We start from the raw sequence: 13,547 nt of genomic DNA on the forward strand, positions 1-13,547 counted from the left end.
AACGCATGTCGTACTTAAAGGTTGAAGCACTCGGAGTTGCCCTATTAGTGAACTGCGAATGCAGAAGCAGACGACGCGCGGATCGTCTGAACCGAGCTTCGTCGCCCCATGAGCGGGCGGTCGCCCGACGGCCCCGAACCAACCCTCGGCCCCGGCGGGAGCACCACCCTGGCACCCCCTGATACAATGGGCGTTTCCCCATTTAGGGCACCCTCGGGTGCTACGGCTCAGGAGCACGCATGTCCCACGATATCCTCAAGGCGCTTGGCCTTACCGGCGAGCAGTCGGGTACCTATCTCGGCAAGGGCGAGTGGTCCAAAACCACCAGCGCCGGCACGCTGCAACCGCTGAATCCAGCCACCGGCGAGGTCATCGGCACCGTGCACGCCTCCAGCGCCGCCGATTACGAGACCATCGTGACCCGTGCCCAGGACGCCTTCAAAGTGTGGCGCATCACCCCTGCCCCGCAGCGTGGCGAGGCCGTTCGCCTGTGCGGCGAAGCCCTGCGCAAGCACAAAGATGCGCTCGGTTCGCTGGTGGCGCTGGAAATGGGCAAGATCAAGCCCGAGGGCGACGGCGAAGTGCAGGAGATGATCGACATCGCCGATTTCGCGGTCGGTCAAAGCCGCATGCTCTATGGCTACACCATGCATTCGGAGCGCCCGGGCCATCGCATGTACGAGCAGTATCAGCCGCTCGGTATCGTGGGCATCATCAGCGCGTTCAACTTCCCCGTGGCGGTATGGGCGTGGAATGCCATGCTTGCTGCGATCTGCGGCGATATCTGCATCTGGAAGCCCTCGCCCAAGACGCCGCTGTCGGCGATTGCGACAATGAAGATCTGCAACGAAGCGCTGAAGGCTGCCGGTTATCCGGATCTGTTCTTCCTCTTCAACGATGCTGGCGTCGAACTCTCGCAGAAGTTCGTCGACGACAAGCGTATTCCGCTGATCAGCTTCACGGGCTCGACGAAAGTGGGCCGCCATGTGGGCGAGCGCGTGGCGCAGCGCATGGGTCGCTCCTTGCTGGAACTGGGTGGCAACAACGCGATCATCGTGGACGAAAGCGCCGATCTGAAACTGGCGATTCCGGCGATTGTGTTCGGCGCGGTGGGGACGGCCGGTCAGCGTTGCACGACGACGCGTCGCCTGTTTGTGCATGAATCCATCATCAACGATGTCACCGAAAAACTCATTACTGCGTACAAGCAGGTCGAAGGCAAGATCGGTGATCCGACGCTTGCGACGACGCTGATGGGCCCGCTCAACAGCAAGGAAGCCGTGACCGCTTATCTCGCCGCTATCGAAAAGGCCAAGGCCAGCGGTGGCACGGTTCGCACCGGTGGCGCGGCGCTGACCGACCGCAAGGGCAACTTCGTACTGCCGGCCCTCGTCACGGGCTTGAAGAACAGCGACGACGTCGTGCAAACGGAAACCTTCGCGCCGATCCTCTATGTCATGCCCTTCAAGACGCTGGATGAAGCGATCGAACTGCAGAACAGCGTGCCGCAAGGTCTGTCGTCGTCGATCTTTACGCAGAATCTGAAGTCGGCCGAACAGTACCTGTCGTCGGCCGGTTCCGATTGCGGTATCGCCAACGTCAACATCGGTACCTCCGGTGCGGAAATCGGTGGTGCATTCGGTGGCGAGAAAGAAACGGGCGGTGGTCGCGAATCCGGCTCGGATGCATGGAAGGTCTACATGCGCCGTCAGACCAACACCATCAACTATTCGAACTCGCTGCCGTTGGCACAAGGCATCAAGTTCGATCTGTAATCGCGCGAACGTCCAGTGGTGTCGTACGCCACGACACCACTGGGCTGCCGCTCGCGTTGCGAGCGTGATGACCGCGGCACCGGGGTACGGCGAGTGCCGCTACACTAGCGCCACTTCGGACGCAGAGAGGAAATGCCATGAGCTATCAGCCTCCCGTTTATCGCTCCACGTCGTCGCTGGCCATCGTCAGTCTGGTTTTCGGTATTTCCACATGGTTTGTGCTGCCGTTCGTGGGTGCCGTCGTCGCCATTGTTTGTGGACACATGGCCCGCAATGAAATTCGCCGCGCACCGGCTGGAACGCTGGAAGGCGACGGCATGGCCATCGCTGGTTTGGTGCTGGGATACGTTCATCTCGCCCTGATGTGTCTGATTGTGCTCATCGCCATCGTGCTGATGCTGCTCGGTTTCAGTTTCTGGCATTGGCACTAAGGTTCGACAACGGAGCCGCCGCATGAAAGACCTTCGCTCCACCGAACGCTTCAGCGACCGCGTTGCGGACTACGTCCGCTATCGGCCGGATTACCCTGCGGCGCTGCTGGAGTGGCTGCACTCGGCACAAGGCGTAACGCCAGACTGGCGTGTCGCCGATGTCGGTGCCGGAACGGGCATTTCATCCAAAATGTTCCTCGACGCGGGACATTCGGTCGTTGCGGTGGAACCCAACGCCGCGATGCGCAACGCAGCGTTGGAATGGCTAGGCAGCAATCCAAAGTTCAAGGCCCTCGACGGACGCGCGGATGCGACGACGCTCGGCGATGACAGTATGGATATTGTCTCCGTCGCACAGGCTTTTCACTGGTTTGATCCGGCAGCTACGCGACGTGAGTTTCATCGCATTCTTCGCCCCGGCGGTCTAGCGGCGATCTACTGGAACTCACGCCGATTGACCAGCACGCCTTTTCTGGTCGGTTACGAAGCGCTGCTGCAGACCTACGGCACCGATTACACCAGCGTCGCCGAGCGCTATGGCGATGAACCGAGCATGCGCCAGTGGTTCGGTGAAGGATGGCGCGGAACGGCCGAATTCGATCATTGCCAGTTACTGGATTTTGAAGCGCTGCGCGGACGTTTGATGTCTTCCTCCTATGCACCGAAACCGGAACATCCCAACCACGAACCGATGATCGCCGCACTGCGCAAACTGTTCGACAAATGCGCTGTCGACGGGCACGTCAGTTTCGATTACGACACACGCGTTTACGTCGGCGAGGTGCCTTGACGCATGTACGACTGGATTCGTCCGCTGCTCTTCAAACTGGATGCCGAGACGGCACATGGATTGACGCTATACGGTCTGGGCGTCGCACATCGCAGCAACCTCGGAAGCTTTGTTGTGAGAGAGCCTGGGGATCTGCCCACCACGGCGTTCGGGCTGCATTTTCCCAATCCGGTCGGTCTCGCCGCAGGGCTGGACAAAAATGCCTCGCATCTGGACGCGTTGGGCTCCCTTGGTTTTGGCTTCATCGAAGTCGGCACCGTGACGCCACGTCCGCAAGTCGGCAACGAGCGCCCTCGCCTTTTTCGCTTGCCTGAGCACGAAGCGATCATCAATCGAATGGGCTTTAACAACGACGGCGTGGATGCATTGGTGCGCAATGTGCAGCAATCCCGGTATGAAGGCGTGCTAGGCATCAACATCGGCAAGAACAAGGACACCCCCAACGACAAAGCGGTGGATGATTACCTGTTCTGCCTCGAGCGCGTCTATCAACACGCCAGTTATATCACTGTCAACATCTCTTCACCCAATACCAAAGGCCTGCGCGACTTGCAGGAAGAAGCGACACTACGACGCTTTATCGAAACACTTCGCGAAGCGCAGGAGCGCCTTGGCTCGCAGAGTGGTTCACGCAAGCCCATGCTGCTGAAGATCGCGCCCGATCTTACGGAAGCCGAACTGGACAGCATCGCTGAAGTGCTAATCGCGGCAAACGTCGATGGCGTGATTTGCACCAATACGACAATCGATCATTCGGCGGTCGCAGACGATCCGCATGGCCATGAAACGGGAGGCTTGTCGGGCAAGCCGCTTTTCCTGCGCTCCACAGAAGTGGTACGGGGCATGAAGCAGCGCTTAGGCGATCGTGTAGGCATCGTCGGTGTCGGCGGTATCCTCGAAGGCGACGACGCTGCGGAAAAAATGGAAGCAGGTGCATCGCTGGTGCAGATTTATTCCGGGCTGATCTATCACGGCCCTTCGCTTATTGGCGAATGCGTCAACGAGATCCGCCGCCGCCAGGAACATCGCGATGGCCGTTGAGCGTATCGACATGGGTGGCTACACCCTGATTGAAAACGCGCCGCTAGCGACGCGTAACACACTGCGTGTCGCCGCGCGTGCAAAACTGCTCGCCGAAGTGCGCGATGCCACCAAACTGCCTGAATTGCTGGATTTTCCGGCCATTCGCGGCAGCCGCCCGTTTATTTTGGGCGAAGGCAGCAATGTACTCATCACCGGCGATATCGATGGCACCGTCATCGCCATGGATACGCGCGGCGTGCATGTCGAACAGGACGGCGACGTTGCCCGTATCGCCGTGGCGGCCGGCGAGCGCTGGGATGACTTCGTGCGCTGGACGCTCGGCCAGGGTTTCGCCGGCCTCGAAAACCTGATTCTCATTCCCGGCACGGTAGGTGCCGCACCTATTCAGAACATCGGCGCTTACGGCACCGAAGTGGCGGAGTTCATCGAAAGCGTCGAAGCATGGGATCTGATCGAGCGTCGTGTTGTCACGTTGGGTCGCGACGCTTGTGCATTCGCCTATCGCGATTCCCTGTTCAAACACGAACCGGACCGTTTCATCGTGACAGCCGTACGCTTCGCACTACCGCGCAGCCACGCACTGCGGCTGGACTATGCCGGCATTCGCGAAGAGCTGGAGCGGATGGGTGTCGACAAACCCGCGCCGTTCCACGTCGCCGAAGCCGTGGTGCATCTGCGCACCCGCAAACTGCCCGATCCAGCCGTGATCGGCAACGCCGGCAGCTTCTTCAAGAACCCCATCGTCGATGCCGCGCAGGGCGAAGCGCTAAAGCGCGAACATGACCAATTGGTGGCATGGCCAGGGCGTGACTCGCGCTGGAAACTCTCGGCCGCATGGCTGATCGAAGCAGCGGGTTTCAAAGGCATGCGCGACGGTGACGCGGGTATTTCCAACCGCCATGCGCTGGTGCTGGTCAATCATGGCAAAGCCACAGGCCAGGAATTGTGGGCGTTTGCGCAACGTGTCATCGAAGGCGTGCAAGCACGTTTCGGGGTGCGGCTGGAGCCGGAACCCATGGTGATTGGCGCACGCTGACCCGCTTTCTTCTTTTTCGCCTTCACGGAAATCAAAGCACTGCTTTGCGATGATCAAGGCCTTGCCTGGGTTACGAAAGGTGCTGTGCCATGAGCATTCGCAACGTCGCCGATGTCCTCGTCGAAACACTGGCCCAAGCAGGCGTCAAGCGAATACATGGTCTGGTGGGCGACAGCCTCAACGGCATCACCGAGTCGCTGCGCCAGCGCAAAGACATCGAGTGGATTCACTACCGGCATGAGGAAGCGGCGGCCTTTGCCGCGTGTGCCGAATCGCAATTGACAGGTGAGCTGGCCGTCTGCGCCGGCTCGTGCGGACCAGGCAACCTGCATCTGATCAACGGCCTCTACGACGCGCAACGGTCGCGGACACCGGTTCTAGCCATTGCGGCGCATATTCCTTCTGCAGAGATTGGCAGTGGGTATTTTCAGGAAACGCATCCGCAGAATCTTTTCCGCGAGTGCAGTCATTACTGCGAACTCGTCAGTAGCAACTCGCAGATTCATCGCGCGGCGGCGATCGCGATTCGCACTGCGGTTGGGCAGCGCGGTGTATCGGTGTTGGTCATTCCGGGCGACGTCGCGCTTTCCGAATCCAGCGGCCCTGTTGTTTCAGGTGTGAGTTTGCGTCCCGTTGCACCGAACATCACCCCTACCGATGAAGAGCTGAACAAACTCGCTGCATTGCTGGGCAGCGGCCGTAAGGTAACGCTGTTCTGCGGCCGCGGCTGTGCAGGCGCGCATGATGAAGTGATTCGGCTTGCCGAAACATTGAAAGCACCCGTGGTGCATGCACTCGGCGGCAAGGAACATGTCGAATGGGACAACCCATACGACGTCGGCATGACGGGACTGATCGGCTTCAGTTCCGGCTACGAAGCCATGATGAACTGCGACACCTTGTTGCTGCTCGGCACGGATTTTCCGTACCGGCAGTTCTTCCCGGACGACGCAAAAATCTGCCAGATCGACTTGCGCGCTGAAAACCTGGGACGCCGTTGCCGTCTGGACCTTGGATTGGTCGGCGATGTAGGCACGACCATTGCCGCGTTGCTTCCCAAATTGAAAGCGTCGAGCAGCGACGCCCATCTAAAGACGAGCCTTTCTAATTATCAGAAGGCTCGCGAAGGCCTGAACGACCTTGCCGTCGGCAAGGCGGGCAGCAAACCGATTCATCCGCAATACGTCGCCAAGGTCGTCAGCGATCTCGCCAGCGACGATGCCGTGTTCACGTGCGACGTTGGCACACCCACCATCTGGGCGGCGCGCTATCTGCATATGAACGGCAAGCGTCGTCTGCTCGGTTCATTCGTCCACGGCTCGATGGCCAACGCGATGCCGCAAGCGATTGGCGCACAGACGGCCTATCCGAACCGGCAAATTGTCAGTCTGTCTGGCGACGGTGGTTTCGCCATGCTCATGGGCGATCTACTCACACTGGTGCAACACAAGTTGCCGGTGAAGATTGTGGTCTTCAACAACGGCACACTGGGCTTCGTCGAGCTGGAAATGAAAGCGTCTGGTTTTCTGCCCGTTGGCGTAACGCTCGACAACCCGGATTTCTCAGCCGTGGCACGCGCAGCAGGCATTTACGGCATACGTGTGGAAGATCCGGCCGATCTGGAAAAAGCCGTCGCGGACGCCTTCGCACACGAGGGCCCTGCTTTGGTCGATGTGGTCACCAATCGTCAGGAATTGTCGATGCCACCGAAGATCCAGCTGGATCAGGTAAAAGGTTTCAGTCTGTGGGCCCTTCGCACAGTAATGAACGGGCGGGGCGACGAGCTCATCGAATTGGCGCGCAGCAATCTGCGTCGTTGACAAAAACCGTGTGCATGAGCTGACGCACACCACCTGAATCAGCCGATGCCGATGCGCCGCGTGATTTTTCCAATCAGCTCCACACATACCTTAATGCGCAGGAGATAAGTCGCTGCAAAATAAGCTACGCCGTAAGTCGAGAGCACAAACAGCGCCCTGAAAATCGGACCGCGATTAGGCAAGTAGTATTCAACGGCGCACGCCAACAGCGCAGCGACCCCCGCGCCACCCCACAGCTTCACCATCATCGCAGCAGAAACGCCGGTAGGCCCCAGCCGCTTGTTCATCTTTCTGCGCAACAAGTGAAACTCGATCCACCCCGCCACACCTGCAGAAGCCGTCAAACCCACCGCTCCCCACTGCATGGGAATGCCGAACCATCGCGGCAACAGCAGCGCGCTAGCCAATCCGAGCACCGCGGTGAAGGCTAGTCTCACCAGAGCGAAACGCAACGGTGTTCGCGTGTCACGCAATGCGTAATACGTGGATGCATAGAGACGACCGAACGTCGATGCGAGCAGCCCTACACCCGAGCCCGCGAGAATCGCCCAAACGTATAACGAATCCTTGCGGGTAAACGCACCGGATTGATAAAGCGCCGCCACCACGACGTTGCCCAGCGCAAAAAAAGCCATCGCCGATGGCACGATGAAGAACGCGATGCGCTCCAGTCCGTTGTTCAAACGCACGGAAAGCTTTGCAGCGACATCCGCATTGACTTCATCGCCCGCCATGCGGGAAAGCGTGGGCAATTCCGATGCTGAAATGGCCATGCCAAACAGGCTCACAGGCAACAGGTTCACGGACGACGCTGTCGTCATGCCCGCAATCGCACCGCTACCGAGCAACGTGGAAATGGCCTGATCCACAAATGCGCTGATCTGCACCACGCCACGACCGATCGCCACACCCAGAAAACTTCCACCAACCTGCTGCACATGTGCGCTGCGAAGGTCGAGCCGAAACCGCATGCCCGGCGCGAGCTTCAACACTGGCCCCAGCTGTACGAGGAATTGCAGCAAACAACCGAGCACGGTGCCCCATGCGAGATAAACAATCAGATGGTTCGCATCGAGGTGGCGAAAGATCAACATGGTCAGAATCATCGAGAGATTCCAGACCACAGGCGCAGCGTAAGAAAGAAAGAATTTGTGGTGACTGTTGAGGATGCCCAGACACCATGCCGACCACACCAGAATGCCGGTGCCCGGAAAGAGAATCCGCACGATCAGGATCGTCAGCTCGCGCTTCTCGCCGATGTAGCCGGGCGCGATCAGCCATAAAAGATAGGGTGTTGCTAGCACGCCCAACGCAACAATCACTGAGATGATCAGCGCGAGGACCGCGGCGATGGCGCCAGCCAGTTTGTCGGCGTCTTCCTGTTTGTTTTGCGCGAGAAGGCGCGCATACACCGGAATGAAGGACGCCGACAGCACGCCCTCTCCGAACAGGTTCTGCAGAAAGTTGGGAACGCGCAGCGCAGCACTGAAAATGTCGGCCGCATCGGAAAGACCGAAATAGTGCGAAAACACACGCTGCCGCACCAGCCCGAAAAGGCGGCTGCAAAGAATGCCCGCCCCCACCAGGAAGGCATGCCCCCGGCCAACCTCTTTCGTCATACCCGCCCGCTACGCTGGAAAAACGCCAAGCCTACCATCCGGCAGCCCTCGGCCACCCTTTTCCGGATAGGCGTCGTTGCCCCGGCGGGGCTCAGTGCAGCGTGTCCTGCGAGGTGACCACGATGTAATGGCGCTCGCCGCCCTTGGGATCGAAATACACGGCGGTGAGCTGGCCGCTGCCGGGGTCCACAAAGCGCTCCCCCGTGTCTTTCCAGCTCGGATCGGGCCCCGTTTGCAGCAGCGGCTTGTAGCGCCAGCGCTCGATGGCCAACCCCACGATAAGCAGCAGGCCGCCGAACAGCAGTTGCGGCAGCAAGGCGATCATCACGCCGGTCACGGCGGCAATCGCCGCCCCAATCAGCAGCAAACCGCCCAGCACGTACATCACGAGGGGGAGCATGAAGCGTCCACCGATCAAGTTGGCGGATCCAGCACCACGGCGGTGCCGTAGGCCACGATTTCGCTCATGGTTTGACCGATTTCCGCGGAATCGAAACGCATCATCACCACGGCATTGGCGCCCATCAGCTTGGCGTTGGATACCAAGCGGTCCAGCGCGTGGCGACGTGCTTCTTCCAGCATCTGGGTGTACTCGTGGATTTCGCCACCGACCAGCGAGCGCAAGCCGGCCACCATGTTGCCGCCGATACCACGGCTGCGCACCACGACGCCAAAGACCTGGCCTTTGACCTGTACCACCTGATGACCCGGCACGTTCTCAGTCGTTACCACCAGCATACCCTTGCCTCCCAATATCCGACGAAAGCCGTGATGGTGAGAAAGATACGCTTCGCCATGCATTACCGATAGTGGGACTTGCCCTTACACCATGCCACCTCAATGCCATCTCATGGCACGTATGCCGTTAACGGGCGCTATGGCACCATCGGCCGTCCAAGATCGTTTTTACAAGGAAAAACAAACATGATGCCGAGCCGGATCAAGACATTGGCATGGAGCCTTATGCTGGGCGCGGGACTGGTATCGACCAGTTTCTACGCCAGCGCGGATACGCCCGCTGCGGCGACCGCTACCGATGGCAAAGTGCTGCGCGCCACATTGGATAACGGCTTGCGCGTGGTAATCGTGCGCGAAACGCTATCGCCCATGGTCACCACTCAGATCACCTATCTCGCCGGTGGCTATCAGACGCCAGATGAATTCCCCGGTACGGCGCATGCGCTGGAACACATGATGTTCCGCGACAGCAACGGCATGACCGGCGCACAGCTCAATGAAATGACCGGCAAGATGGGCGCGGACAACAACGCCTTCACCACGAACGACGCGACGCAGTATTACTTCGTCGCTCCGTCCAACTATCTCGATATCCTGCTGCACATCGAATCGACGCGTATGGAAGGCGCGCTGCTGACGCAGAAAGACTGGGAGCGCGAACGCGGCGCGATCGAACAGGAAGTATCGCGCGACATTTCCGATCCGGGCTATCTCGCCTTCCAGAATGCCCAGCGCGTTCTTTATGCCGGCACCGGCTATGCGGAAGACGCGCTGGGCACGCGCCCGTCCTTCGATAAGACCACCGCTGCCGACCTTCAATCCTTTTACAAAAGTTGGTACGCACCCAACAACGCATTGCTCGTGATCGTCGGTGACGTGGATCTACGGCAAACGCTCGCCAAGGTGCATGAGCTGTTCGACAAGATTCCCAAGCGCACCTCGACTGCCGCCATCCCGGTAAAACTGCAAGCGATCAAGCCCGAGACGATTTCAAACACCACGCCCAAAGGCACGGGCTCGGTGCAATTCATGTACCGCATGCCTGGTCTGATGACCAAGGACAATGCCGCGGCGCAAGTCTTGATGGATGTGCTTACCAACGCGCGCAGCTCGCTGTCCGCACTAGCGGTGGATGGCAAAGTACTGTCGACGGATGCAGGGATTCAACCCTTCAGCTACGGTGGCGTCGGTGTCGTCGAAGTAGGTTTTCCCAAGGGTGGCGATGCCAAAAAAGCGCAAGCCGATCTGGAGGGTGTGATCAACGGTCTGCTGAAGAACGGCGTGTCTGCCGACCTTGTGGAAGCCTCGAAGAAATCGGAAATCGCGCAGGCCGAGTTCAATAAGAACAGCGCCGTGACGCTGGCCAGTGCATGGTCGCAAGCGATTGCCTGGATGGGCCTGAACTCGCCGGAAGAAGCGGAGGATCAGATCCGCGCCGTCACCGTGGATGATGTCAATCGCATCGCGCGCCAATACCTGCAACCCGACCAACGCGTCACCGTCGTATTGACGCCCGCCGATAACGGCCAGCGCCCGCCCGATAGCTCCGGCTTCGGTGGTTCCGAATCGTTCGCCGGTGACGACAAACTCGATGCGCCGCTGCCCGTGTGGGCAGCCGATAAGTTGAGCAAACTCGAGATGCCGCGCTGGACGCTGGCTCCCGTACAAATGAAGCTCGACAACGGCATTCGCCTGATTGTGCAGTCCGAGAACATCAGCAAGACCATTACTGTGCTGGGTCACATCGACAACAACGCGAAGTTGCAGGAGCCTCAGGGACAAGATGGCGCAGCGCGTTTGCTGTCCTCATTGTTCGATTACGGTTCGGCGACGCTCGATCGCGATGCCTTCCATAAGGCGCTCGACGACATTTCCGCCAATGAAACCGGCGGTACGGATTTTGGTGTGGCGGTACTCACCGATCAGTTCGATCGCGGCATGCAATTGTTGGCAGACAACGAGCTGCACCCCGCCCTACCGCAGGATGGCTTTGCCGTGCAGCAAGATACGCTGGCACGCACGCTGGCCGGCGAGATGCAAACGCCGCAATACAAGATGTCGATTGCCTTGAGGAAGGGATTGTTGCCGGCGGGCGATCCCGACCTGCGCCTGCCGACACCGGAAACCGTGAAGGCATTGACGCTACAGAACCTCAAGGACTACTACGCGAAAACCTATCGCCCGGATCTCACTACCATCGTGGTGGTGGGCGATATCACGCCTGAAAAAGCCAAGGCGACGGTGGAACGCTACTTCGGTCAATGGAAAGCGCAGGGGCCAAAACCCGATGTCATTTCCAAGCCTATACCCGTGAATCCTGCGGGCTATACCGCCGTCGATAATCCGTACGCTTCGCAAGACACCGTGCTGATCGGTCAGGCACTTGAACTGAACATGCACCATCCCGATCGCTACGCATTGCAGCTTGGCAATGATGTGTTGGGCGGTAACGGTTTTGCATCGCGACTGATGACCGACATTCGCGTCAAGCACGGTTACGCGTACGGCGCCGGTTCGGGCATGCGCTTCGATCGCTCTCGCTCGATCTTCTTCATTCAATACGGCAGCGACCCGCAAAAAGTGTCGGCGGTTGACGATCTGATCCGCAAGAACCTTTTGGACATGCAGAACACGCCGGTGAAGGATTCAGAGCTGACCAATGCACGTCAGTATGAAATCCGATCCATTCCCGTAAGCGTTGCCAGCATCGACAGCATCGGCCGTTCGTTGCTGGCATGGGCATGGCACGATGAACCGCTCGATCAGCCCATGGTGGCCGCCAAGTACTACCTGCAGCTCACTCCTGCGCAAGTGCAAGCGGCATTCAAGAAATATTTGAAGCCGCAGAATCTGATGCAAGTTGTACAAGGGCCGCCACCGGCCAAGCATTGAATAAAAAAAGCCCCGCATTGCGGGGCTTTTTTTATCCGCCATTCCGAAACCGGAACCGATCAGGCTGTTGCTTTCTTCAATCGTGCCGGGCGTTCCAGATTCGGCAAAAACACCGCGAGCACGCCAATCAACGGCAAATACGCGCAAAGCGAATAGACGTAGTCGATGCCGTGCACATCCGCCACGCGTCCGAGCACCGCAGCACCGATGCCGCCCATGCCGAATGCGAAGCCGAAGAACATGCCAGAGATCATGCCCACACGACCAGGAATCAATTCCTGCGCGTAGACGAGAATTGCCGAGAACGCCGACGACAGGATCAGACCGATCGCCACACTCAGCACGCTGGTCCAGAAAAGATTGGCATGCGGCAACGCCAGCGTGAAAGGAGCCACGCCGAGGATCGACACCCAGATCACCCACTTGCGCCCCACCCTGTCGCCGATCGGGCCGCCGAAAAACGAACCGGCAGCCACCGCAAACAGGAAGATGAACAGATGCATCTGCGCGCTTTGCACAGACAGACCAAACGTGTGGATCAAATAGAACGTGTAGTAGCTGCTGATGCTCGCCAAATAGAAGTACTTGGAGAAGATCAGCAAGCCAAGAATCACCAGCGCCATGACGACGGTGTTGCGGCTCAACGCTTCACCGGCCGTGTGGCGCACGACCTTGCTGCGGATGACGTGATGCAGGCGATACCAGCGCCCCACCTGCATCAACACCACCATCGCAAGCAATGCAGCAAGCGAGAACCACGCGACGCTCCCGCGGCCATGCGGAACGATGACCCACGCGGCCAGCAGCGGCCCGATGGAAGAACCGGTGTTGCCGCCCACCTGAAAGAGCGATTGGGCGAGTCCATGTTGGCCGCCCGATGCCAAACGTGCCACGCGCGAAGACTCCGGATGAAACACAGACGAACCGGTTCCTACCAATGCCGCCGCCACCAACAACACGGCGAAATTCGGCGCCACCGCAAGCAGCAGCAGACCGCACAACGTAAAGCCCATACCCACCGGCAACGAGTACGGCATCGGTTTGCGGTCGGTCACGACGCCGACCAGCGGCTGCAGCAGCGAAGCGGTCACTTGATAGGTCAGCGTGATCAGGCCGATCTGTCCGAAGCTCAAATGAAAACCGCCTTTGAGAACCGGATAGATCGCCACGATCAACGACTGAATCATGTCGTTGAGCAAGTGCGAAAAACTGATGGCGCCCAATATTGCGTAATCCGTGCGCTGCACGGGGGCGATAGCTGGCAACGGTTCCGCCTGGACGGGCGTCGGCAGCGCAATGGTTTCGGCTGTGTTTTCCATAGACTCAGGGAGTGTGGGTACTCGATTTGCGTCAATGCGAGTCACACCTTAAAGTAGGAAGTCACGGCCTGCATACACTATCG

At 59.1% G+C, this 13,547-nt stretch carries 11 protein-coding genes; 7 read left to right on the plus strand and 4 right to left on the minus strand.

The window, feature by feature from the left end:
• The first annotated feature begins 239 nt into the window (after positions 1-239).
• From VK725_RS00815 to poxB, 6 genes are all read left to right on the plus strand, one after another.
• On the plus strand, positions 240-1,775 hold the full coding sequence (locus tag VK725_RS00815; RefSeq protein ID WP_325316171.1) for an aldehyde dehydrogenase family protein: 1,536 nt from the start codon (positions 240-242) through the stop codon (positions 1,773-1,775).
• 137 nt (positions 1,776-1,912) lie between these two features.
• Entirely contained in the window at positions 1,913-2,206 is a 294-nt protein-coding gene (locus VK725_RS00820; RefSeq protein ID WP_325316172.1) for a DUF4190 domain-containing protein, read from the plus strand.
• Positions 2,207-2,228: 22 nt separating this feature from the next.
• The gene (locus VK725_RS00825; protein WP_325316173.1) at positions 2,229-2,996 is read left to right on the plus strand and encodes a class I SAM-dependent methyltransferase; all 768 of its coding nucleotides are present in this window, start codon (positions 2,229-2,231) and stop codon (positions 2,994-2,996) included.
• A 3-nt stretch (positions 2,997-2,999) separates the two neighbouring features.
• Positions 3,000-4,037, plus strand: coding sequence for a quinone-dependent dihydroorotate dehydrogenase (locus VK725_RS00830; protein ID WP_325316174.1), 1,038 nt, complete (start codon positions 3,000-3,002; stop codon positions 4,035-4,037).
• Positions 4,038-4,047: 10 nt separating this feature from the next.
• Entirely contained in the window at positions 4,048-5,076 is a 1,029-nt protein-coding gene (gene murB / locus VK725_RS00835; RefSeq protein WP_325316192.1) for a UDP-N-acetylmuramate dehydrogenase, read from the plus strand.
• Between the two features lie 89 nt (positions 5,077-5,165).
• Positions 5,166-6,896 (plus strand): ubiquinone-dependent pyruvate dehydrogenase, encoded by a 1,731-nt coding sequence (gene poxB / locus VK725_RS00840; protein ID WP_325316175.1) that lies wholly within the window; start codon positions 5,166-5,168, stop codon positions 6,894-6,896.
• 38 nt (positions 6,897-6,934) lie between these two features.
• On the opposite strand, the gene murJ is transcribed toward poxB, so the two are convergent.
• From murJ to VK725_RS00855, 3 genes are all read right to left on the minus strand, one after another.
• A complete protein-coding gene (gene murJ, locus VK725_RS00845; RefSeq protein ID WP_325316176.1) occupies positions 6,935-8,515 on the minus strand; it encodes a murein biosynthesis integral membrane protein MurJ in 1,581 nt (526 codons plus the stop codon).
• Positions 8,516-8,606: 91 nt separating this feature from the next.
• Positions 8,607-8,915: a hypothetical protein gene (locus VK725_RS00850; protein WP_325316177.1), complete on the minus strand. Its 309-nt coding sequence runs from the start codon at positions 8,913-8,915 to the stop codon at positions 8,607-8,609.
• A gap of 14 nt (positions 8,916-8,929) precedes the next feature.
• Positions 8,930-9,253, minus strand: coding sequence for a YbjQ family protein (locus tag VK725_RS00855; RefSeq protein WP_126672044.1), 324 nt, complete (start codon positions 9,251-9,253; stop codon positions 8,930-8,932).
• Positions 9,254-9,439: 186 nt separating this feature from the next.
• Between VK725_RS00855 and VK725_RS00860 the strand changes: the two genes are divergently transcribed.
• Positions 9,440-12,145, plus strand: a complete 2,706-nt coding sequence (locus VK725_RS00860; protein ID WP_325316178.1) for a pitrilysin family protein — start codon at positions 9,440-9,442, stop codon at positions 12,143-12,145.
• Positions 12,146-12,204: 59 nt separating this feature from the next.
• On the opposite strand, the gene VK725_RS00865 is transcribed toward VK725_RS00860, so the two are convergent.
• Positions 12,205-13,464 (minus strand): MFS transporter, encoded by a 1,260-nt coding sequence (locus VK725_RS00865; protein WP_325316179.1) that lies wholly within the window; start codon positions 13,462-13,464, stop codon positions 12,205-12,207.
• Positions 13,465-13,547 lie beyond the last annotated feature (83 nt).

It is taken from the genome of Dyella sp., from assembly GCF_035486915.1.
Classification (GTDB): domain Bacteria; phylum Pseudomonadota; class Gammaproteobacteria; order Xanthomonadales; family Rhodanobacteraceae; genus Dyella_B.

Excerpts from the sequence above, each read along its gene's own strand:
- VK725_RS00860 (WP_325316178.1), top strand. The coding sequence starts at position 9,440 with ATGATGCCGAGCCGGATCAAGACATTGGCATGGAGCCTTATGCTGGGC.
- VK725_RS00820 (WP_325316172.1), top strand. The coding sequence starts at position 1,913 with ATGAGCTATCAGCCTCCCGTTTATCGCTCCACGTCGTCGCTGGCCATC.
- murJ (WP_325316176.1), bottom strand. The coding sequence starts at position 8,515 with ATGACGAAAGAGGTTGGCCGGGGGCATGCCTTCCTGGTGGGGGCGGGC.
- VK725_RS00815 (WP_325316171.1), top strand. The coding sequence starts at position 240 with ATGTCCCACGATATCCTCAAGGCGCTTGGCCTTACCGGCGAGCAGTCG.
- VK725_RS00850 (WP_325316177.1), bottom strand. The coding sequence starts at position 8,915 with ATGCTCCCCCTCGTGATGTACGTGCTGGGCGGTTTGCTGCTGATTGGG.
- VK725_RS00825 (WP_325316173.1), top strand. The coding sequence starts at position 2,229 with ATGAAAGACCTTCGCTCCACCGAACGCTTCAGCGACCGCGTTGCGGAC.
- VK725_RS00855 (WP_126672044.1), bottom strand. The coding sequence starts at position 9,253 with ATGCTGGTGGTAACGACTGAGAACGTGCCGGGTCATCAGGTGGTACAG.
- murB (WP_325316192.1), top strand. The coding sequence starts at position 4,048 with ATGGGTGGCTACACCCTGATTGAAAACGCGCCGCTAGCGACGCGTAAC.
- VK725_RS00830 (WP_325316174.1), top strand. The coding sequence starts at position 3,000 with ATGTACGACTGGATTCGTCCGCTGCTCTTCAAACTGGATGCCGAGACG.
- poxB (WP_325316175.1), top strand. The coding sequence starts at position 5,166 with ATGAGCATTCGCAACGTCGCCGATGTCCTCGTCGAAACACTGGCCCAA.
- VK725_RS00865 (WP_325316179.1), bottom strand. The coding sequence starts at position 13,464 with ATGGAAAACACAGCCGAAACCATTGCGCTGCCGACGCCCGTCCAGGCG.